17 protein-coding genes are annotated in these 19041 nt (G+C 61.1%); 5 read left to right on the top strand and 12 right to left on the bottom strand.

The genetic code is table 11. The features are described from left to right. Nucleotide 1 precedes the first annotated feature (1 nt). Both ACR64R_RS02320 and ACR64R_RS02315 read right to left on the bottom strand, forming a co-directional pair. Entirely contained in the window at nt 2-847 is an 846-nt protein-coding gene (locus ACR64R_RS02320; RefSeq protein WP_487360086.1) for a class I SAM-dependent methyltransferase, read from the bottom strand. Beyond that, a complete protein-coding gene (locus ACR64R_RS02315; protein WP_487360085.1) occupies nt 847-2943 on the bottom strand; it encodes a glycosyltransferase family 2 protein in 2097 nt (698 codons plus the stop codon). The genes ACR64R_RS02320 and ACR64R_RS02315 overlap by 1 nt, the downstream gene beginning before the upstream one ends. Nucleotides 2944-3200: 257 nt before the next feature. Between ACR64R_RS02315 and ACR64R_RS02310 the strand changes: the two genes are divergently transcribed. Both ACR64R_RS02310 and ACR64R_RS02305 read left to right on the top strand, forming a co-directional pair. After that, a complete protein-coding gene (locus ACR64R_RS02310; RefSeq protein WP_487360084.1) occupies nt 3201-3950 on the top strand; it encodes a sulfotransferase family 2 domain-containing protein in 750 nt (249 codons plus the stop codon). A gap of 105 nt (nt 3951-4055) precedes the next feature. Next, nucleotides 4056-4679, top strand: coding sequence for a hypothetical protein (locus ACR64R_RS02305; protein ID WP_487360083.1), 624 nt, complete (start codon nt 4056-4058; stop codon nt 4677-4679). A gap of 39 nt (nt 4680-4718) precedes the next feature. On the opposite strand, the gene rfbD is transcribed toward ACR64R_RS02305, so the two are convergent. The 5 genes from rfbD to ACR64R_RS02280 form a co-directional block, all read right to left on the bottom strand. After that, nucleotides 4719-5630 (bottom strand): dTDP-4-dehydrorhamnose reductase, encoded by a 912-nt coding sequence (gene rfbD / locus ACR64R_RS02300; protein ID WP_487360082.1) that lies wholly within the window; start codon nt 5628-5630, stop codon nt 4719-4721. Next, nucleotides 5627-6766, bottom strand: coding sequence for a dTDP-glucose 4,6-dehydratase (gene rfbB, locus ACR64R_RS02295; protein WP_487360081.1), 1140 nt, complete (start codon nt 6764-6766; stop codon nt 5627-5629). The genes rfbD and rfbB overlap by 4 nt, the downstream gene beginning before the upstream one ends. Beyond that, nucleotides 6763-7335, bottom strand: coding sequence for a dTDP-4-dehydrorhamnose 3,5-epimerase (gene rfbC, locus ACR64R_RS02290; RefSeq protein ID WP_487360080.1), 573 nt, complete (start codon nt 7333-7335; stop codon nt 6763-6765). The genes rfbB and rfbC overlap by 4 nt, the downstream gene beginning before the upstream one ends. Beyond that, the gene (gene rfbA / locus ACR64R_RS02285) at nt 7328-8218 is read right to left on the bottom strand and encodes a glucose-1-phosphate thymidylyltransferase RfbA (RefSeq protein WP_487360079.1); all 891 of its coding nucleotides are present in this window, start codon (nt 8216-8218) and stop codon (nt 7328-7330) included. Before rfbA ends, rfbC begins: the two co-directional genes overlap by 8 nt. A gap of 219 nt (nt 8219-8437) precedes the next feature. Beyond that, entirely contained in the window at nt 8438-9028 is a 591-nt protein-coding gene (locus ACR64R_RS02280) for a biotin transporter BioY (RefSeq protein WP_487360078.1), read from the bottom strand. Between the two features lie 98 nt (nt 9029-9126). On the opposite strand from ACR64R_RS02280, the gene ACR64R_RS02275 reads away from it, so the two are divergent. Next, nucleotides 9127-10035, top strand: coding sequence for an MBL fold metallo-hydrolase (locus ACR64R_RS02275; protein ID WP_487360077.1), 909 nt, complete (start codon nt 9127-9129; stop codon nt 10033-10035). Here ACR64R_RS02275 and ACR64R_RS02270 read toward each other — a convergent pair whose 3' ends face one another. Both ACR64R_RS02270 and ACR64R_RS02265 read right to left on the bottom strand, forming a co-directional pair. Next, the gene (locus ACR64R_RS02270) at nt 10036-10821 is read right to left on the bottom strand and encodes a DUF1499 domain-containing protein (RefSeq protein WP_487360076.1); all 786 of its coding nucleotides are present in this window, start codon (nt 10819-10821) and stop codon (nt 10036-10038) included. A gap of 81 nt (nt 10822-10902) precedes the next feature. Next, nucleotides 10903-12531, bottom strand: coding sequence for a fatty-acid--CoA ligase (locus tag ACR64R_RS02265; RefSeq protein WP_487360075.1), 1629 nt, complete (start codon nt 12529-12531; stop codon nt 10903-10905). A 190-nt stretch (nt 12532-12721) separates the two neighbouring features. Here ACR64R_RS02265 and ACR64R_RS02260 point away from each other — a divergent pair, with 190 nt between their 5' ends. Both ACR64R_RS02260 and ACR64R_RS02255 read left to right on the top strand, forming a co-directional pair. After that, the gene (locus ACR64R_RS02260) at nt 12722-13078 is read left to right on the top strand and encodes a hypothetical protein (protein ID WP_487360074.1); all 357 of its coding nucleotides are present in this window, start codon (nt 12722-12724) and stop codon (nt 13076-13078) included. 223 nt (nt 13079-13301) lie between these two features. Then, nucleotides 13302-13691, top strand: coding sequence for a DUF427 domain-containing protein (locus ACR64R_RS02255; RefSeq protein WP_487360073.1), 390 nt, complete (start codon nt 13302-13304; stop codon nt 13689-13691). Between the two features lie 172 nt (nt 13692-13863). Here the strand turns inward: ACR64R_RS02255 and ACR64R_RS02250 are convergent, their stop codons facing one another. The 3 genes from ACR64R_RS02250 to ppdK all read right to left on the bottom strand — a co-directional run bounded on the left by ACR64R_RS02250 (nt 13864) and on the right by ppdK (nt 18916). Beyond that, on the bottom strand, nt 13864-14607 hold the full coding sequence (locus tag ACR64R_RS02250) for a polysaccharide deacetylase family protein (protein ID WP_487360072.1): 744 nt from the start codon (nt 14605-14607) through the stop codon (nt 13864-13866). A 145-nt stretch (nt 14608-14752) separates the two neighbouring features. Continuing rightward, complete coding sequence (locus tag ACR64R_RS02245) at nt 14753-15853, bottom strand: glycosyltransferase family 9 protein (protein ID WP_487360071.1); 1101 nt, start codon at nt 15851-15853, stop codon at nt 14753-14755. A 378-nt stretch (nt 15854-16231) separates the two neighbouring features. Next, complete coding sequence (gene ppdK / locus ACR64R_RS02240) at nt 16232-18916, bottom strand: pyruvate, phosphate dikinase (RefSeq protein WP_487360070.1); 2685 nt, start codon at nt 18914-18916, stop codon at nt 16232-16234. Between the last annotated feature and the right edge of the window lie 125 nt (nt 18917-19041).

Below are 19041 nucleotides of genomic sequence, written 5' to 3'. Positions count from 1 at the left end.
TTTATCTGTTCTTCCTTAGCCACAGTCCTCCTCCCGGGTTCTTAAGCACGGGAGTCCTTGGAAAAGCGGCAAGCTCTTTATGATGCGTCGCCGCGAAATAGCTGTTAAAGAATATTATTTCGAATACCGTATTGTATGATAGAAATGCCCTAAGAAAGTATAGCTCGTTCCAACCTCTGTTTTGCTCAACAAGCCACTGCTTTGGATACTCAAACGGCCAAAAGCAATCATGAAAATGCACCACGACTCCTGGTCGCAACTTCGGCAGTATATTGAATATCTCGAAACAGACGTCACTCCCAGCCTTCACAACGTGGGAGCTATCTATGAACAAAATATCGTTAGCTTGAAGAGATTCAAAATGGTGAACCGGGACGTTTTGGACCTTGTCTTCGATTATTGTCACATCCGACCGATCGGCTTCGCGCAGGAGTCCGTTCAACGTATTAGGGTAGGGCTCGATAAAGGTAAGCGCTATTTCGCGCCTGAAGACGTCACGCATGTCCAGCGCGAGGGCGGACGAGTATCCCGACCCGATCTCGATAATACGTCTTGGCTGCAGATGCCAAACGAGACCAAAGTAGATAGCAGAATCACCAAAGGAGTACATGTCGTTAGCAAAGTGGTACCGATATCCGCCGGCCCCTTTCTCGTCCCCGAAAGGCATTTCGAGTGTCCGAGGTGCTATGCGTCGCCAGAGCGCCACCATTGCGTCAGCATTGATGTTCAGGCCATCAACTTCCGAACCGACCGCGGCGCAGGCTTGGCGTAGCGCCAACTCACGGTCTTCAAGGGACGGGATGGGGCTGTAGAAATGCCCCGGCGGAACGAACAATTCGTCAGTCATCAGTTTCCATCAATGTCGGAGAGTCTGGTCAGCCGCTCGGAATCCAGCATCTGCTGAGAGATGTCATTTAAGTTTCGATTGCGGACATCTTCATAGCTTTCGTCAAACCCCCGCTGTCTGGAGGCCACTACAGCAGGGTCCGCCGGGACTCGATAGATCGACGTCAACTTCTCGCAAAAAGCGAAAGAACCGAGCGCCGAGAATCGACACCACAAGTTCCAGTCCTCCAAAAGGTCCATATCTTCATGGAACCCGCCGCATTTTTCGTACGCGAGCCGTCGAAAAAGCACCGACTGAATAGCGGCAATATTCTCCACAAGGAGCCTACTTCTGTCGAAAGGCAGACGATGAGAAGCCACAACATCGTGTGACAATTCTCGATACGTCTTCGCCACCGCATCGGTTTCGGTTCGAACCATCCAGGCAAGCGAGTAGGCACAAATCGCGCGCGGATTCTTCTGTATGGTCTGAACCAGCGTCTCAATATGATCTGGGAACAGAAGATCATCATCATCAAGGAAAAGGATTAAATCCCCCGTGGCAGCCTTTAGCCCGGCGTTGCCGGCGGCTGTCCGCCCGCCCTTCGTGGAGCGACAATAGCAAATATCAGCCCCGTACGCATTTCGGACATCCTCCACCAGTTGCCCTGCACTCGTACTGCCATCCTCAACAATGACATGCTGTATATAAGGATATGTCTGCGTAAGCACTGAACATATAGCCTCTCTGAGAAGCCATTCCCTCCCCTCGATAGTTCTCGTTATGATCGAAACAGTAGGCAGAACACCATCTGATATATTTGCCTTGTGTTTAAAAGAAGCTCCGTCGCGAATGATGTCATAGTCGAACCCGGAAAACGGAAAGAACCCGTTCCTTCGTTTACGAGTAGTCATAAACGCTCGCCTATGCCTGCGAACGGTCCGGATTGCAGCGTGGATCGCTCGAAGTCGAGGTTGATCGTGCGTCGTCGCCCTTAACGCCCGCAAAAGCGCTTCCCCTACAAATGCGTCGATTGGCCGGCCGTACCTATGACGAAGAAGCACGTTTGCAGCCAAGGAACCAGAAAGTTGCAACGGGCGAAACTCCTGCTTCTCGACATCGTGGTGATGAAGAAGGCGAGCAAAGGGTATATATCGCAAACGCCAACCTGCCGAGCGAAGCCGGTACGACAACTCGACATCTTCCCCGTACATAAAGAGCCGTTTTTCGTATCCGCCTGCGGATACGTAAGCACTCCTTCGAAGCAATACGCAAGCGTGGCTGCACCAGTTGGTCTGAAGCGTAACCGGGTCGTGATACTTAGGATGCTGAAAAGGCACTTGCATAGCCTCCCAGCAACCGACATCCGGCTCGTCAGCAATCGCAGCGCCGACCATACAACGCAGCAGATTTGGATCGAATTCTACGTCCACATTGGTGACAAGAACTAATTCTGTTCTGCTTAGAGCAATCGCCGCATCGTTCCCTGCGCCATACCCGTCGTTTTTCCTGCGAATAATCGAAGTGCTCCCCACAGCTCTTCCGACGCTTTGGATCCAAGAGGTGACCTTTTCTACCGTGTCGTCCCTTGAATCGTTGTCAACGAATATCACGTTCACCTTACTGAGCGGATAATTTGACTTCAGAATGGATGACGTAAATCCCTCTATCCATCGAGAACTATTGTGAAGGACAACAGATATCGAGATATCGACAAAAGGAGCATTGGGTTCAGCTTGCCTGGAGGCTCGAACACACCCAACATGCCAATCGGAAAAAAGAGCTCTAGATCTTTCGGAGGCGAGGTCGGCGATGGCTGGCGGAATGTCGGCCGACACCGCAAAGCCGGACAGACTTGGAGCCTTCCACGCAGCGTAAAGGCTCACAAGACGAGGGCCGCCCGGAAACCAGCTGATCGTATGCCGCATCAACTGCGTAAACCGCCTGAATCCCGATCTGCGAAGCGCTACCTGCGCTCTCAGCGCATCGACCTGAGCCTCCAAGGCCCTGATACGATTGGCTTGCCTCTCCAACGCAACTTCGAGGTCCAGTTGCCGCTCGTTCCTAACGTAATCTGTGTCGGCATAATCTGGCGCGAGCCGCCGCTCAGTCTTCATCGACTCGGATTCCCCTGAAATGTCGGTACATTGTCGGTTCACAAGAGAAAGCCGATACCGTTAGTGCCACTTCGCATTGCGAAGGTCTCGCCTGATATCGGAGGGGGCAATCTCGCATCTTGATTGGGGCGGTAGATCAAAAAAAGTCTCCCGGGTCAAAAGAAATCCCCCTGACCGCGTTAGATTTTAGTGGAGCACGCAGTTGGTGGTTGACCCAGACGCACACCCCCAATTATCGGACGCATAGGGGGAAGAGAATGTCAGATTCGCCAAACGTCGTGATCGTTCATATCGGGAAGACAGGAGGGACTTGGTTGAAAGATGCCCTGCGCCCATTTTATGACCACGAGGAAGTTTGTCAGCTCCAGTTTGAATCGCAATTTTCGAATAATTTAGACGAATTGGCCGCATTTAAGCTATTCGATAGCCACATCGGTTACGACGTAGCTTCGAAGCTAAACGGCCACTTAGTAACTGTGCTACGCAATCCCTTTGATAGGATCGTGAGCCTATATCATTACTGGAGAGAAGTTCCTGGCGCCGACTTCGGTCCAGGAATTGCTAAGTTGGTGAGCTTTGAGGAATTTCTCGATAGCCGTGACGATGCAGTCGTCTTAGACGTCGTTAACGCGCAAACATGGCAGATCGCGTTTGGAACGACGCTTAGCGCGCGCGATGAACACAGGAATATATCGGCAGATCAACTATTAAAAAGAGCCATCAAAAACCTCGAGAGCTTCGAGGTTGTGGGTATAACTGAGGCTATGCCGTTGTTGGCTACGGAGATTGACCGGAAACTTGGCCTCCCGATAGACACTCGCATGGATCGAAGCAACGTAACCCAGACACGACCAAGTCTTAGCGATATCCCTGTTTCACTCCGCGACCAACTCTATCCGCTGGTGAATGTTGACCTTGCTCTCTACCAGCACGTCATTGAGCGTTATGTGGCCCCAGCGTGTTCTGCCAGCGTGGCGAGCGGCCTGGGTAGTCTTCTTCGTAACTAGAACCAAGTTGACGACCAATCCGGTGAAAGTCCATTTCTGTGGGAATTCTGCGGTTCTCTGGAATACGCCCGGTTATTGATCTGTTGTAGCTAACGGATAGCAAAAATGGAAGGTCTAAGCGGACGCTTCGATTCAGGATCGCAAGGCCATATATTCATTAGCGGGACCGGCCGCGCCGGAACAACATTCCTGATCCAACTTTTTACACAATTGGGCTTTGATACCGGCACATGGTCCGACGACGATTACTTTCCCAACGCGCGGGCGGGACTAGAGCGAGATGTATTCGACGCGAACATCCCTACCATTGTGAAAACACCGTTCCTTTGCGACTATGTCGACGAAGCGCTCCTCTCGGGCATCAAAATTGACCATGTAATCATCCCAGTCCGTAGAATGGTCGACGCAGCAGCCAGCCGGGCTCATGTTCAACTTGAAACCACGGGAGCGAAGGATGGAAAAAGCGTCAACGGCGGACTGTGGGGGACTGAAACAGCTGAAGACCAGGCCGATGTTTTGAGCAGAAAATTCGCAAACCTTGTGGAGGCCCTTGTGCGTCATGATATACCTATCACGCTGATTTCATTTCCGAGATCAGCTACGGACGCCGCTTATCTTTTTAGGAAACTCTCTGCTATTATACCGTCCATCTCGGCGGATGTTTTCACGACGGCCTTCAACAACACAGCCAAACCGGAGATGATCAATAAATTTTCTTATAATCGCTGACTCCTCATTACATGTATCTGAGGCCGAAAGATCTTGAAGCTAAGGTTGTGTGGTGGGTGAAAATAGCTTGTTGCAGACGACTAATCGCACCACTCTCCCCACCGCCTCCCGCCAATCCGGCGCCTGCCACCCAAACACGCCCGCAAACTTTGCGCTCGAAAGCCGCGAATTGGCTGGGCGCCTGGCCTTGGTCGGATAATCGCTCGTCGCGATTTCCCGCACCGTCGCGTGCGAGCCGCCCAAGGCCTTGCTCGTATCCAGGATGTGACGGGCAAAGCCGCTCCAGTTGGTCTCGCCGGTTCCCGCCAGATGGTAAATGCCGAAGGCAGTGAAATTCCGGTCGCCGACCAGCCTCGCCGCCGCGTGCAGGATCGCGTCGGCGATGTCGAGCGCCGAGGTCGGGTTTCCCCACTGGTCGGCAACGACCGAAATCTCGTCGCGATCGCCCGCCAGCCGCAGCATCGTCTTGACGAAGTTCCTGCCGAAGGGGCTGTAGACCCAGGCCGTGCGCAGGATGAGGTGGCGCGGGTTGGCGGCGGCCACGGCTTGTTCGCCGGCGAGCTTGGAGGCGCCGTAGACGCCGAGCGGGGCGGTCGCGTCGGTCTCGACATAGGCGCCGTCCTTGGCGCCGTCGAAGACATAATCGGTCGACAGATGAATGACGGGCACCCCGAGGCGAGCCGCCGCTTCCGCCACCTTGCCGGCGCCGGTGGCGTTCACCGCGAAGGCCAGGTCCTTCTCGTCCTCGGCCTGGTCGACGGCGGTGTAGGCGGCGACTGACACGACGATGTCGGGCCTTGCCGCTTCTAGTGCGGCGAACACCGTGTCCGGCCGCGCCAGGTCGAGCGCCGGCCGGCCGACGGAGACGACTTCCACGTCGTCGCGGCCCCGCGCCGCCTCGATCAGGCTCGCGGCGACCTGGCCTTCGCGTCCGGTGACGGCAAGCCTCACGTCGGCACCTTCCCGCGCTCGGCCTTGCTCCCGGCCGGGCCGCTTTCGATCGGATTGTCCTGGACCGGGCTGCTTTCGACCGCAGCTCGGCCCAACCGCTCGCCGGCGTAGCGCTGCTCGCGGATCGGCCCCCACCACCATCTGTTGTCGAGATACCAGTCGACCGTTTTTGCCAGGCCGCTGTCGAAGTTTTCGCGCGGCGCCCAGCCGAGGTCGCGCGCGATCTTGGAGGCATCGATGGCATAACGGCGGTCATGGCCGGGGCGGTCGGTGACGAAGCTGATCAGGTCGCGGTGGCTCGCGCCTCCCGCGCGCGGGCGCCTCACGTCGAGCAGGTCGCAGATCGTCTCGACGACGGCAAGATTGGTGCGCTCGGAATTGCCGCCGACATTGTAGCTCTCGCCCGGCCGCCCCCTGGTGGCCACCAGTTCCAGCGCCCGCGCATGGTCCTCGACGAACAGCCAGTCGCGCACATTGGCGCCGGCGCCATAGACCGGCAGCGGCTTCTCATCGAGCGCGTTGAGGATGACCAGCGGGATCAGCTTTTCGGGGAAATGGTAGGGGCCGTAATTGTTCGAGCAGTTGGAAAGCACCACCGGCAGGCCGTAGGTCTCATGCCAGGCCCGCACCAGATGGTCGGACGCCGCCTTCGACGCCGAATAGGGCGACGATGGCGCGTAAGGCGTCTCCTCGACGAACATGCCGCCGTCGAAAGGAAGATCGCCGAAGACTTCGTCGGTCGAGATGTGATGGAAGCGGAAGCGGCTCCGGCGAGCCTCCGGCAGCCCGCGCCAGTACTCCAGCGCCGCGTTCAGGATGCGGTAGGTGCCGACGATGTTGGTCTCGATGAAGGCGCCGGGACCGTCGATCGAGCGGTCGACATGGCTTTCGGCGGCCAGGTTCATGACGATGTCGATGTCGTCGCGGCGCAATATCTCCAGCACCGCGCGCTCGTCGCAGATGTCGGCCTGCTCGAAGCGGTAATTGTGCGCGTTCTCGATCGGCCTGAGCGACGCGAGGTTGCCGGCATAGGTGAGCTTGTCGAGATTGGTGACGCGGTAGGCCGGGTTGGCGCACATATGCCGGCAAACGGCCGAGCCGATGAAGCCGGCGCCGCCGGTGACCAGGAAATTCATGTCACCCCCTCCGCCGACGCAAACACCTCCGCCATGGCGAGCAACGGCGCACTGCGGTCCTTGTCCGAAAGCTGGAATCCGCCGGCAAGCGCCGGCCATTCGATGCCGATCGCGGGATCGTCGAAGCGGATCGACCGGTCATGCTCCGGCGAATAGGTGTCGGTCACCTTGTAGAGCACCTCAGTATCCGGCACGAGCGTGACGAAGCCATGCGCGAACCCCTTCGGCACCAGGATCTGGTTGCCCTTCCGCGCCGACACCTCCAGCGCCACCCATTTGCCGAAAGTCGGCGAGGCGCGGCGGATATCGACCGCGACATCGAAGACGCTGCCCCTGACGACGCGCAGCAGCTTGGCTTGCGCGCGCGGCGGCAGCTGGTAATGCAGCCCGCGCAGCACGCCGGCCGCGGCGGAATAGGAATGGTTGTCCTGCACGAAATGGAGATCGATGCCGGCTTCGGCGAAGCGTTGGGCATTCCAGGTCTCGCTGAAAAAGCCGCGCGCGTCGCCATGCCGTTTCGGCACGATTTCCAGCACGCCGTCGAGGCCGAGCGGCCTGACCTCAAGCACCGCGTTCCTCCGTCAGTTCGGCCACCCGCCGGCGCAGGTAGGCGGCATATTCGTTCTTGCCGAGCCGCGCGGCGCGATCCAGAACCTTGTCGGCGCTGATCCAGTCCTGCTCCAGCGCAATCTCCTCCGGGCACGCTATCTTCATGCCCTGGCGATGCTCGATGGTGCGCACGAAAGACGATGCCTCGAGCAGGCTGTCATGCGTGCCGGTGTCGAGCCACGCATAGCCGCGGCCGAGGCGGTGGACATGCAGCTCGCCACGCTCGAGATAGACATTGTTGACCGCCGTGATCTCGAGCTCGCCACGCGCCGAAGGGCGGATGGTCGAGGCAATGTCGACCACGTTGTTGTCATAGAAATATAGACCGGTCACCGCCCAGTTGGACTTCGGCTTTTGCGGCTTCTCCTCGATCGTCAAGGCCTTGCCGGTGACCTTGTCGAAGGAGACCACGCCATAACGCTCGGGATCGTCGACATAGTAGGCAAAGACGGAGGCGCCGCTCTCGCGCGTTGCCGCCTCGCGGCAGAGCTGCGACAGGCCGCCGCCAAAATAGATGTTGTCGCCGAGAATCATCGACACGCTGTCCTTGCCGATGAAGTCGCGGCCGATAATGAAGGCTTCGGCGAGGCCATTGGGTTGCGGCTGCTCGGCATAAGAGAACTCCAAGCCGAATTCGGAACCGTCGCCCAGCAACGCCTGAAAGACTGGCAAGTCGCGCGGAGTTGAAATGACCAGGATCTGGCGGATACCCGCGAGCATCAGCACGCTCAACGGGTAGTAGATCATAGGCTTGTCGTAGATCGGCAGTATTTGCTTAGATACAGCTAATGTAAGCGGATAAAGTCGTGTTCCGCTGCCGCCCGCAAGGATAATTCCTTTCAACAAGCTCTCCTTGAACTACCGCGGCCCCCACCTCGATGCCAAGTTGCCCGTGCTTAGGTTTCGGGTACCGGCTTGTCAATGTCGGCTTTGATTCCTCGCTGACGCTGCTTGCGCTTTCTATCATCCGACAGGCGGTGCGTTCGAGCGAAATCCGACCGCGCCATTAAAAAGGGCCGGCGGGCGCCTGTCGCCCGCCGGCCCTTTTTTCGTCCATCGCGCTCAGCCGCGCTTGAGCAATGCCCACACGGCCGGCACCAGGCTGGCGGCCAAAGCCACCTTGATCAGATCTCCAGCGATGAAGGGCAGGACGCCGAACTGCCAGGACTTTTCCGGCCCGATGAGCATTGCCAGCCAGGCAAAGCCCATGGCCATCATCACGACCTCGGCTGCCAGCATGGCGCCGAACAGCTTCAGCGGATTGCGGTCCCAGCCGCGATCGGCGGCCCAGCCGGCGATCGCCGCCATGACCACAAAGCCGGCAAGATAGCCGCCCGTAGAACCCAGCATGTAAACGATGCCGATGCCCTTTTCCGGCGTGCCCTGGAAAACCGGCAGGCCAAAAGCGCCCTCGGCGAGATAGAGAAGCAGCGTCGCCACCGCCAGCCTCAGGCCGAACGCCGAGGCGATCAACAGCACGGCGAGCGTCTGCAGCGAAATGTCGACCGGGCCGAGCACCACTTTCGTCTTGGCCGAAAGCGTGAGCAGCAGCGTTCCGGCCAGCGCCAGGAATAGCTGGGTCGCGAGCCGCGCGGCGCCCCGCTCCGGCAGAGTGAGAGAAACGAGCGGACGCATCGTGGTTGCAATTGCCATGGTCTTCCCCATTCTGGCTGATTTGCTGTCTTCGATTTTCCTATATTGGCTTCCGTACCGGGCGGCAATCATTTTGCCGCGTTGCAGCGGAGTCCGGCATGGCCCTTGAATTCGATACCAGCTTCGATCCCGCCTACGGCCGGGCGGTCGCGGTGGCGCCGGATGTGCTGCGCGTCACCGCAAGAAATCCGAGCCCGTTCACCTTCCACGGCACCAACAGCTATATCGTCGGCCGCGACACGCTGGCGGTGATCGATCCAGGGCCGGAAGACGACGCGCATCTGGAAACCCTGCTTACGGCGATTGCGGGCCGGCCCGTCAGCCACATCTTCATCAGCCACACCCATCGCGACCATTCGCCTTTGGCGGCACGGCTGAAGGAGCATACCGGCGCGCCAACGCTTGCCGAAGGTCCGCATCGGCCGGCGCGGCCTTTGCGCATCGGCGAGATCAATCCGCTCGACGCCAGCGCCGACCTGGCCTTTGTTCCCGACGTCGTGTTGGCCGACAGTGCCCTGACCCAGGGCGACGGCTGGGCAATCCGCGCCGTGCTTACGCCTGGCCACACAGCCAATCATGCCGTGTTTGCCCTCGAGGGAACCGGCACCCTGTTTTCGGCCGACCATGTCATGGCCTGGTCGACCTCGATCGTCGCGCCGCCGGACGGCGCCATGGCCGATTACATGGGCTCCCTCGACAGGCTGCTGGCGCGCGATGATCGTTTGCTGCTGCCCGGCCATGGCGGTCCCGTGATCGCCCCGCAAAGGTTCATGCGCGGCCTAAAGACACATCGCAAGATGCGCGAAAGGGCGATCCTGGAACGCATCCGCGCCGGCGACCGGACGATCGCGGAAATGGTCGCCGCGATCTATCGCGACACCGACCCGCGGCTGCATGGCGCCGCTGGGCTCTCGGTGCTTGCCCATATCGAGGATCTGGTCGCGCGCGGCCTGATCGCCACCGAAGGCGACCCCGCCATCGACGGCATTTTCAGCCCCGCAGGCTGATCACTCGGCCGGGGCCGCGCCGACCTGCCCGGCGACCTCCTGGTCGAGCTCGGCGAGGAATTCGGTTATGCGGGCGGCGTTGTCGCCGAGGTCGTAGCGGCCGTAACGCGAGGCCGAGCGCATGTCGACGATCACCTGTTCGCCATCGTCGGTGACGCGGATGGCGACATCGGCCGGCAGTCCGAGCACGAAACCCCTGGCCAGCGCATTGATCGTCGCCTCGCTTTGGCCGTTGATGTCGGGATAGGGCGCCGTCAGCTGCCAGTCGCGGCGGTCGAGCACGGTTTCGACGGCGTCGACGACGGTTTCGAAAGGCAGATTGTAGCTGTGGCCGCTGACCAGCGGATAAGCGTCGGCCTGCAAGCGCTGTTCGCCCGGCGTCGGCGGCGTCAGCTCGTTCATGTCGCTTGTCCGGTCGCTGGTGTCCAGGACCGGCGGGTCGTCTAGATCGGTCGAGATGTCGCGCAGCGGCGGATAGAGCGTCGCCCAGTAGATGGCGACGCCGTAGGGCGCGAGCACGAGCAGCGCCAGCAGCGCGCCGACGCTGAGATCGCGGCCGCCGCGATCGCCGAAGCTCCAGACCCTCGACAGGCCGAGGCCCGCCAGGAACAGGGCGAGCGCGGCCAGCAGCGCGACGACCGCAAGCACCCACAGGAAGGGCGGCGTCTCGACGAGACCGAGCCGGTAGCCGGCAACGGAGGTGAGCAAAAGGACGGCGGAAAATGCGCCGATCCTCCGCGACCAACCGGCCGCCCTCGACGTCTGCCGTTCAGGAATAGATGCCATTCTTTGCCGTATCGTCCCAACCCGGGCCGAGAGTTAGCGGTTTTCGGCGCGGTCTTGAAGCCGCAAGATCGAACTTTTTCGTCAATCCGTCGGCAGGCGATAGTCCTTGAACTGATCGCGCAAACTGGTCTTCTGAATCTTGCCGGTGGCGGTGTGCGGAATTTCGCCGACGAAGGCGATGTCGTCGGGCATCCACCATTTCGCCACCTTGCCGCTCATGAAGGTCAGGATGTCGCCCTTGCTCGGCTCTTTGCCCGGCTTGCTCACCACGACCAGCAAGGGCCGCTCGCCCCATTTCGAATGCGGGATGCCGATCGCCGCCGCCTCCGCCACGTCCGGGTGCCCGACGGCGAGATTCTCCAGGTCGATGGTGGATATCCACTCGCCGCCGGATTTTATGACATCCTTGGCGCGGTCGGTGATCTGCATATAGCCGGTAGCGTCGATATGGGCGACATCGCCGGTGTCGAACCAGCCATCGGCGTCGAACTGCCCGGCTCCGGCGCCGCCATAATAGGCGCGGGCCACAGCCGGGCCGCGAACCTTGAGATGTCCGAAGGTCTTGCCGTCCCAGGGCAGCGCGTTGCCGTCGTCGTCGGTCACCTTCATCTCGACGCCGAAGGGCGGAAAACCCTGCTTGCCCTGGACATCCAGCCGCGCCTCGCCGGTCAACGACTCATATTGCGGCTTGAGCGTGCAGAGCGTGCCGAGCGGCGACATCTCGGTCATGCCCCAGGCATGCACCACCTGCACGTCGTAATTGTCCTGGAACTTGGCAATGATGGCGCGCGGGCAGGACGCCCCGCCGATGACGACCTTGTTCAGGTGAGGCAGCTTCTTGCCGGTCTCCTCCAGATATTGCAGCAGCATCATCCAGACGGTCGGCACGGCGGCGCTGAACGTCACCTTCTCGGTGTCGAGCAGTTCGTAGATCGAGGCGCCGTCCATCTTGCAACCGGGCATCACCAGCTTGGCGCCGATCATCGGTCCGCTCTGACCGAGCCCCCAGGCATTGGCGTGAAACATCGGCACGACGGGCAGGATCACATCGCGGGTTGATATGCCCATGGCGTCGGGCATGGCGGCCATCATGGCGTGAAGGACATTGGAGCGGTGGCTGTAAAGCACGCCCTTCGGGTCCCCCGTCGTGCCCGAGGTATAGCACATGCCGGCGGCGGTGTTCTCGTCGAACGCCTTCCAGGCGAAGTCGCCATCGGCCTCGGCCAGCCATTCCTCGTAAGCGACGGCGTTCGCCAGCGAGGTTTGCGGCATATGCGCCTGATCGGTCAGCACAATCACCCTGCGCAGCGATCGGACGGCGCCGGCGATCTTCTCCAGGAGCGGCACGAAGGTCAGGTCGACGAAGATCGCCTTGTCCTCGGCATTGTTCATGATCCAGGCGATCTGCTCGGGAAAAAGCCTCGGGTTGAGCGTGTGATAAATCGCCCCGATGCCCATGATGCCGTACCAGGCCTCGACATGGCGGGCCGTATTCCAGGCAAGCGTGGCGATGCGGTCGCCGAGCCTGAAGCCGTCACGCTCCAGCCGCTGCGCCACCTTGAGCGACCGGTGATGGATTTCGGCAAAGGTCGTGCGCACAATCGGGCCTTCGATCGAACGCGACACGACCTCCCGGCCGCCGTGCTGGCGTTCTGCGTGGTCGATCAGCTTGTGACATAGCAGCGGCCATTCCTGCATCAATCCGAGCATCTGTTCCTCCCCTTGGCGCATTCGCGTCGTTTGTTCCTCACATTGTGGAACGAACCGGCGGATTGTCCAGCCGCCATAAGTCGAAGCCCGCGGATGGATCGAAGAACCAGGAAAACCGCCATAATCCGGCCATCGTCGGCGTTAAGTTTCGTTAACGGGCTGGGTGAGATTGGCGAATGGAGATGTTCGCATGGACGCGCAGCTCGACGAAAAGGCCCTCGAAAGCACCCTTGCCGAAAGTCTGGACGATCTGACGCCGGACACCAAAACCGTTTCCGAAGATGAATTTGCCGAGGTCGTCGGCGGCGCGCTGGAGGCGGTCGGTGGAACTTTGCTGTTCAAGATGCGCGTCGAAAACGGCGAGAACGGAGAGCATGTCGCCGCTGCCTGCATTGGCGATGCCGACAATCGCCAATTCCTGCTGCTCACACTGCCGACAACCGGCGGCGCGCTGAAGGTGGAGACCGCGGCAAGAAGCACCAATCCGGTGGCAGGCATCGCTGCCGCTTATGCCGGTCTCATGGATGCCTTCAAGAAGGCCGCCTGACCGCCAGCTTCCCAGGGGTGACACACGTTCAATGAATGGTGATGGCGCCCCGCGCTTGCGCGACGCGCTTGTCCGACACATGTAAGTCTCCCCCGAGAATGTCTCACCGTTTTCATGGAAACGGTGAAACGATTTCTCTTCGTTTGACGCAGTTCCGGGAGGCTACGGCGAACCGCCGAGCCTAGCCGCTTCGCACGTTCCGGATTGCTCCAGGAGACCATTCATGGATATGCTCGCCAACCCCGCCCCCGGCTCCCAGCGCAATCCCGACAAGGTGATCGCTGTCGAACCCTATCGCGGCAATGTCACCGTGCGCGTCGGCAATACCATCATCGCCCGATCGACCAGGGCCAAGCTGCTGTCCGAACCGCCCTACCCGGCGGTCTTCTATATCCCGTTCGACGACATCGACTTCAGCAAGCTCGTCGGCACCGAGCATTCCACGCATTGCCCGTACAAGGGCGATGCCAGCTATTGGAGCGTCCGGGCGGCCGGCGAAGCCGGCAAGAACGCGATGTGGGCTTATCAGCGGCCGTTCGACGAAATGACCGAGATACGCAATCACGGCGCGTTCTATGCGAGCAAGGTGACGGTGGAAACCGAGCCCGACTGATCGTCCTTGGGTAAGGACCGCCCATGGCGATTTGAGACTTGGGCCGAGTGGAGAATGATGGTTCTGGGAACCGGAGCGGCGCGGGCATCACGAGTACCGGCCTGACTGGCCGCAGCCTTATCTGCCACGCAGCCCCTCGCAGGCCGGCATCACCCGGACATCATCGCGCCGCTCAATCCGTGGTGCCGTTGTTGCCGATACCCTCGGCGTCGTCCAGGCGCACGAAGGTCATGCCCTTCTGCTTCAGGGCGAGCAGCCCCTGAACCACGCCCTCGCCGGCCGCATGGGTCGGTTGGTTGATGTGGGCGATGATGACGTCGCCGTTTTTGGCGGCGCCGATGCGGCGTGCCGTTTCCTTCGCGCCGAGCAGCGAGCCACCGTCGCCATTGATCGAGAAGCCGGCGATCTTGAAACCCAGCTTGCGGATCATCGCGATCGCCGAGGGGCTATATTCGGCGGTGGCGCCGCGAAACCATTTGGGCGCCGGACCGCCGGCGCTGACCAAAGCGGCGGCGCCGGATTCAACCTCGGCCTGTACTGCCTCCGGACTGCCCGCGCTGCGGATGCCATAGATCGTCCGCGGCGTGTCGACCGCCGGAATGTGGCGGCCGCCATGGTTTTCCAATTCGAACAGATCAGGATGCGCCCGCATGATCTCGACGGCCGCGGCGTTGCGCTTCAGCCAGATGCCGGTAACGAAGATCGTCGCCGGTATCTTGTTGTCGACAAGAGCCGAAAGAATCCGAGTGTCGGTCTTTCCGCCGCAAGCGTCGAGCGTCAGGGAGACTCGCCCGCCTCCTTCCGCAACATCAGGCTTCAGATGCAGCGTCGGCTCGACCAGCGTCGCGGCATTGCCCGCGGACACAGCGAACAGCGACAGCGCCATTGCGCAAAGAGAGTATCGAAGCAGACCCATCATCCATTCCAAGCCGGCGCGCCCGGCCAGTCGCCGCATCGCGCCCAAGAAAACTTGCCTCCGCTCGTCCCAACAGACCGGCATCTAGGCGAAAGTGGGACGTCCGACAGCGCAAAAGGAGAAATCGCGAAAAATTGCTTTCGCCTTAGATCTCGGCTTCCGAGGCAGTCTCCGTTCGCGCCAGCAGTTCGCGCACCGCTTTGGCGACCGAGTCCACTTCCAGCCGCCAGACGCAAAACGCCTTGGCTGGATTGGTCCGGTGGCACGTGTCGGCGGCGATGCACTCGCAAGGCATTGGGGGCCGCAGCGAGATGCTGGGTACGCCAACCGGACCCCATGCAACCGGGTTCGTCAGGCCGAATAGGCCGACGACGGGCGTGCCGGCTGCGGCGGCCATATGCATCGGGCCGCTTTCGTTGCCGAGGAAGAGCCGCGCCTCCTTGAGGAGCGCCATCAACGTTTCGAGCGATAGCTTACCTACCAAATTGACGACCGGCGCCTTGACCGCGGCCATGATCTGGTCGTTCGCCTCGGCTTCGTCGGGACCGCCGACCAGGGCGACGGCGAGACCGGTCTCGCTCGATATCATATCGATGACCGCGGCGAAACGCTCGGGCTGCCACCGGCGCCCCGGAAAGCTTGCTCCGGCATGCACCACCAGGTAGGCTTTGCGCCGAAGGCGGCATCTGTCCAGCAATGTCAGGACCCGCGCGGTTTCCGATGGCAGCGGCTCGATCGAAGGAAACCGCACGCGCAGATCTACCCCAAGCGCCTCCAGCGGAGAAAGATAGCGATAAAGGAAATGCCTTTCGCCATAGCCGAAGGGCTTGGCCCTGACGTTTGCGGATTGGCGCTCGAACCGGTGCAATCGCTTCTCGGTGGGGAAATAGCCGACCCGGATCCTGGCGTTGAGTGCCATGGCGATGAAGTGCGTCGTTTTTGAATCGGTCAAGTCGATGGTCATATCGAAAGCCAAGCGACGCAGCTTTAGCAGCACCTGGGAGAGTTCCACGCCGCGCTGCATCAGCGTGCCACGCGCGCTCGAGCGCCTGAAAGCTACGGTCTCAGCCGCGATACCATGGGCAGTCAGGAAGCTTGCGAAGCGAGCCTCGCAAAGGAAGACAATCTTGGCGTCCGGATAAGCGATCTGCAGATTCTTCGCCAGCGCCGAGGCAAGAACCAGATCGCCGATATATTTTGTTTGCAGTATAAGGATCGAGCGGACGTCCACGAAGGGACCCTGCAATATCGGTGTCCGTGCACCAGAACTAGGTTGAGACGTCGACATTCGGGGCCGCCAGGCGCATGGTTCACGTGGCCCCCATATACAAGACGACAAGGTCGTGGGCCAGAGTGACTCGCACGTGCCGGCAGAGCCTGTCACCGTCTCATGGAATAGCGAAACTCCTTTATTTCGCTTTTTGCAATGCGGCCGACAGGCCGCACGAAATCTCCACCGGTGTCAGACCGCTTCTTCCAGAGCCATCTCGGTGCGCGCCAGGAGTTCCAGCACCGCGTCGACCATTCCTTGAAACGATGTCGATATTCAGTGCGGTCACGCGCACGTTCGCGTGACATTCCATACGAAATCGTAAGGTGCCTGGAGTCGGCTCCGCAACGCGCCTCAGCCGCGTTTGGCGGAACCTTTCGCCATCGCCAAGGCCGCCTGCGCGGCCGCAAGCCTGGCGATCGGCACGCGGTAGGGCGAGCACGACACATAATCGAGCCCTACCTCCTCGCAGAAGCGGATCGAGGCCGGATCGCCGCCATGCTCCCCGCAAATGCCGAGCTTGATGCCCGGCCGGGCCGCCCTGCCTTTCTCAGCCGCGATCCGCACCAGCTCGCCGACGCCATCGACGTCGAGCGAAACGAACGGATCCTGCTCGATGATGCCCTTCTGCCGGTAGGTTTCGAGGAAGGACGCGGCATCATCGCGAGAGATGCCAAATGTCGTCTGGGTGAGGTCGTTGGTGCCGAAGGAGAAGAATTCGGCGGCTTCGGCAATGACATGGGCGCGGATCGCCGCGCGCGGCAATTCGATCATCGTGCCGGTGAGGTAGTCGATCTTGGTGCCGGTCTCCTGCATGACGCTTTGCGCCACCGCGTCGATGCGCGCCTTCACGTATTCCAACTCCTTCACGATGCCGACCAGGGGCACCATGATTTCCGGCACCACAAGCGCGCCGGCCTTCTTGCCGGCCTCGACCGCCGCCTCGAAAATGGCGCGCGCCTGCATCTCGGCGATCTCGGGATATGAGACGGCGAGCCGGCAGCCGCGATGGCCGAGCATCGGGTTGAACTCGTGCAGTGCTTCCGTGCGCTGCCGCAGCTTGTCGGCCGAGACGTTCATGGCCGAGGCGACCTCGGCGAGCTCAGCCTCGGTCTTGGGCAGGAACTCATGCAGAGGCGGATCAAGCAGGCGGATCGTCACCGGCAGGCCGGCCATGATCTCGAACAGCTCGAGGAAATCCGAGCGCTGCATCGGCAGGAGCTTGTCGAGCGCGGCGCGCCGGTCCTTCTCGGTGTCGGCCAGGATCATCTCGCGCATGGCGACGATGCGGTCGCCGTCGAAGAACATGTGCTCGGTGCGGCAAAGCCCGATGCCCTCGGCGCCGAAAGAGCGCGCCATGCGCGCGTCGAGCGGCGTCTCGGCATTGGTGCGCACCTTCATGCGGCGTGCGGCGTCTGCCCATTCCATGATGGCGGCGAAGTCGCCCGACAGCTCCGGCTGCAGCATGGCGACCGCGCCCTTCAGAACCTGGCCGTTGCCGCCGTCGATGGTGATGATATCGCCCTTGCGGAAGGTCTGCCCCATCGAGACCAGCGTGCCGGCCTTGTAGTCGACGCGCAGCGAGCCGGCGCCCGAGACGCAGGGCTTTCCCATGCCGCGCGCCACGACGGCGGCATGGCTGGTCATGCCGCCGCGCGTGGTGAGGATGCCCTCGGCGGCGTGCATGCCGTGGATGTCTTCCGGGCTGGTCTCGATGCGCACCAGGATCGCCTTGCGCCCCAGAGCCCGGGCCTCCTCGGCATCTGCCGACGAGAAGACGATCTCGCCGGTAGCGGCGCCCGGCGAGGCAGGCAGGCCCATGCCGATGACGTCACGCGCCGCCTTCGGGTCGATGGTCGGGTGCAGGAGCTGGTCGAGCGAAGCCGGGTCGATGCGGGCAACCGCCTCCTCCTTGCTGATCAGCCCGTCCCTCGCCATCTCGACGGCGATCTTCAGTGCCGCCTTGGCGGTGCGTTTGCCGGAGCGGGTCTGCAGCATCCACAGCTTGCCGCGCTCGATGGTGAATTCAAGGTCCTGCATGTCGCGGTAATGCTTCTCGAGCCGGTCCGAGATGTCGACGAAGGCCTGGAAGGCGTCGGGCATAAGCTTCTGCAGCGACGGCTTGTCCGAGCCGGCAGCGATGCGCGCCGCCTCGGTGATGTTCTGCGGCGTGCGGATGCCGGCCACCACGTCCTCTCCCTGGGCATTGACCAGGAACTCGCCGTAGAGCTGCCTCTCGCCGGTCGAGGGATTGCGGGTGAAGGCGACGCCGGTCGCCGACGTGTCGCCCATGTTGCCGAACACCATGGCCTGGACGTTGACCGCCGTGCCCCAGCTTTCGGGAATGTCGTGCAGGCGGCGGTAGGTGATGGCGCGGTTGTTCATCCAGCTCGAGAACACGGCGCCGATCGCGCCCCAGAGCTGTTCCTGCGGATCCTGCGGGAACGGCTTGCCGAGCTCTTCCTCGACCTTGGCCTTGTAGAGCGCGATCACGCCTTGCCATTCCGTGGCCGTCAGCTCGGTGTCGAGCTCGTGACCGAGGCTGGCCTTCTGGTCCTCGAGGATTTCCTCGAACACCTCGTGGTCGAGGCCCATGACGACGTCGGAATACATCTGGATGAAGCGGCGGTAGCTGTCATAGGCAAAACGCGCATCGCCGGAATCGGCGGCCAGAGCCTGGACCGTCTCGTCGTTGAGGCCGAGATTGAGCACCGTATCCATCATGCCGGGCATGGAGGCGCGGGCGCCGGAGCGCACAGAGACCAGAAGCAGCCTCGATGGATCGCCGAAACGGCGGCCGGTTATGCGGCCGATATGGTCGAGGGCGGAAACGACATCGGCCTTGAGCGCCTCAGGATAGTTGCGTCCATTGGCGTAATAAGCGTTGCAGACTTCCGTGGTGATGGTGAAGCCCGGCGGTACCGGCAGCCCAAGGCTGCACATCTCGGCCAGATTGGCACCCTTGCCACCGAGAAGATTGCGGTCGCCGGCCCGTCCTTCAGCGGCGCCGTCGCCGAAGGTGTAAACCCACTTGGTCATGCTTGCCCTCCAGTTCGTGGAAGTTGGAAACATCCGGGCTGAAGCCCATTCCCCGCCTCGCCGGCCCGAGCGATAGGATGCTGCAGTGCGAAAGGCAAGGGACCGGCCGCGCTCGCAGTCACTAC

Source organism: Mesorhizobium sp. MC2-1-1, assembly GCF_057597255.1.
This window is presented reverse-complemented; position numbering and strand designations above follow the sequence as displayed.

Coding starts and splice junctions, on each gene's coding strand:
- ACR64R_RS02320 (WP_487360086.1), bottom strand. CDS start 847: ATGACTGACGAATTGTTCGTTCCGCCGGGGCATTTCTACAGCCCCATC.
- ACR64R_RS02315 (WP_487360085.1), bottom strand. CDS start 2,943: ATGAAGACTGAGCGGCGGCTCGCGCCAGATTATGCCGACACAGATTAC.
- ACR64R_RS02310 (WP_487360084.1), top strand. CDS start 3,201: ATGTCAGATTCGCCAAACGTCGTGATCGTTCATATCGGGAAGACAGGA.
- ACR64R_RS02305 (WP_487360083.1), top strand. CDS start 4,056: ATGGAAGGTCTAAGCGGACGCTTCGATTCAGGATCGCAAGGCCATATA.
- rfbB (WP_487360081.1), bottom strand. CDS start 6,766: ATGAATTTCCTGGTCACCGGCGGCGCCGGCTTCATCGGCTCGGCCGTT.
- ACR64R_RS02280 (WP_487360078.1), bottom strand. CDS start 9,028: ATGGCAATTGCAACCACGATGCGTCCGCTCGTTTCTCTCACTCTGCCG.
- ACR64R_RS02275 (WP_487360077.1), top strand. CDS start 9,127: ATGGCCCTTGAATTCGATACCAGCTTCGATCCCGCCTACGGCCGGGCG.
- ACR64R_RS02270 (WP_487360076.1), bottom strand. CDS start 10,821: ATGGCATCTATTCCTGAACGGCAGACGTCGAGGGCGGCCGGTTGGTCG.
- ACR64R_RS02265 (WP_487360075.1), bottom strand. CDS start 12,531: ATGCTCGGATTGATGCAGGAATGGCCGCTGCTATGTCACAAGCTGATC.
- ACR64R_RS02260 (WP_487360074.1), top strand. CDS start 12,722: ATGGACGCGCAGCTCGACGAAAAGGCCCTCGAAAGCACCCTTGCCGAA.
- ACR64R_RS02255 (WP_487360073.1), top strand. CDS start 13,302: ATGGATATGCTCGCCAACCCCGCCCCCGGCTCCCAGCGCAATCCCGAC.
- ACR64R_RS02250 (WP_487360072.1), bottom strand. CDS start 14,607: ATGGGTCTGCTTCGATACTCTCTTTGCGCAATGGCGCTGTCGCTGTTC.
- ppdK (WP_487360070.1), bottom strand. CDS start 18,916: ATGACCAAGTGGGTTTACACCTTCGGCGACGGCGCCGCTGAAGGACGG.